This is a genomic window from Alteromonas sp. MMG017 (genome assembly GCF_018100795.1).
Lineage (GTDB): Bacteria > Pseudomonadota > Gammaproteobacteria > Enterobacterales > Alteromonadaceae > Alteromonas.
Map to the genome: position 1 here is coordinate 1 of NZ_JAGJDY010000029.1, position 1,605 is coordinate 1,605.

2 protein-coding genes are annotated in these 1,605 nt (G+C 42.6%); both read left to right on the forward strand.

The features are described 5' to 3' along the window. Positions 1-473: 473 nt before the first annotated feature. Positions 474-932: a hypothetical protein gene (locus tag J8L84_RS20015; protein WP_211072241.1), complete on the forward strand. Its 459-nt coding sequence runs from the start codon at positions 474-476 to the stop codon at positions 930-932. A gap of 119 nt (positions 933-1,051) precedes the next feature. Beyond that, positions 1,052-1,513 (forward strand): hypothetical protein, encoded by a 462-nt coding sequence (locus tag J8L84_RS20020; RefSeq protein ID WP_211072242.1) that lies wholly within the window; start codon positions 1,052-1,054, stop codon positions 1,511-1,513. Positions 1,514-1,605 lie beyond the last annotated feature (92 nt).

Here is a 1,605-nt window from a genome sequence, read left to right on the forward strand (position 1 = left end):
TTATGCCCCACGTATCTGCGCCCCTTAGCTTAAAGTTAGAAGGCGTCAGCCTAAACTGCGTTTCGCTTTCTAAAAATCTTAGTTCAACTACCCTCACCTGTTTTCACCAACATCGCTTTGGCTTTTGGTAATTTGATTGTCGCCGCTTTAAATACTGTTGTTGCGCATTAGGCGCTTTATCGCCAAGTTCTTATTTATCGCTAGTAAGCGCCAATGCTTTTGGCAGTTCAAATGGCGGCTTACTTCTGTCAAATCAAAAACATCACTGCGCTTTCGTTTCACTTGTTTGCTTTAACAATCAATCGTATGCTGGCTTTATTAGTTTTTAAAAATGCCAAGGGAACAGGCTCTGCTTCTAACAAAGCGCTAAAGTCACTCCCTTCGGTCGCTGGGACGCTAACATGTGGGCTGACTCACTTCGTTCGGATTTTAGCCCACATGCTAGCGCCCCTTAGCTTAAAGTTAGGTTGCACATGAAATTCGAGACTTGGTCAACTCCGTTTGAAAGCGGAACAATTTGGTTAGTTGACTTATCATGGGGTACAAAAACATGGTCCCTTGAAAAGCCAGATGGTTCGAAATATGAAATCAGTGGGGCGGAAACCCATTTAGATTGTGACCTAGTTGCCCGCATTTTCCACGAAGATACGGAAACTCTGTACAAAGTTTACTATGGCGTAGTTAACGGTTTTCGTTGTTTAGACGAACATGGTTTAACTGAGATATGGAATAGCAACAGGCCACAAATGAACACTTTATTAGTAAAAAATCATGGTTGGCATAATGAAAGTCCTTTAACATTTTTCATGGGCAATCAAGACGAGTGGTCGCATATGCTGGTCACCAACGACGAATGTTTAGAGGTAGTATGCCAAGATTCCCCAAAAATACTAAAGGTGGGGCATGTATCCCTTAAAAAGAATGCAACCTAACAAAACACTAAAGGCGCTCGCGCTGCTCGCTGGGACGCTAACACATGGGCTGCGTCACTTCGTTCCTAATTTTAGCCCATGTATTATCGCCCCTTAGTGGGGTGTTATGCCTCAGGTAAATGAAAAAATTAGTTCTCATTTTTAAAGTTGTCTTTTTAGTTTTGCTCGGAGTTCTTTCTGTAAAAATGATGTACGGTGATCCCGTACAGAAGCCAACAGAGTCACTTTTAGAACAGCGCATTGATTACGCCGAATGTCCTACCGGTAAATACGCAAGGCCATTTTTTCAAGTTAAGGGCGATGAAACAAAATTTCATGTAATTAAAGAATTTGCCTATCGGACCGGTTGTGCTGGGAATAAAGAAAGCACAATAATTGGTAAGTCCGTATCCTTTAGTTATTTCAAAGATTCACCAACTTCTGGCAAAATAGTAGAGGTTTCTATAAACGGTAGTCAGATTTATTCACAAAATGAATTTGTGGGTAAATCAACTTCAGCGGGAGCGTTGCTTCTTATGGTTGTTATCGCATTCTCAATCTGGAGCTTTTTTGGGGCTAAAAGGCATAACAAACCACTGTAGTCACTCGCTGGCGCTCGTTGGGACACAAACACGCAGGCTCCCTTCGCTTCGCTCCGTATTATAGCCTGCGTGTTTGTGCCCCTAAGTGGGGC

What these genes read in the sequence shown, in the direction of transcription:
- J8L84_RS20020 (WP_211072242.1), top strand. Translation starts at nt 1,052, where the DNA reads ATGAAAAAATTAGTTCTCATTTTTAAAGTTGTCTTTTTAGTTTTGCTC.
- J8L84_RS20015 (WP_211072241.1), top strand. Translation starts at nt 474, where the DNA reads ATGAAATTCGAGACTTGGTCAACTCCGTTTGAAAGCGGAACAATTTGG.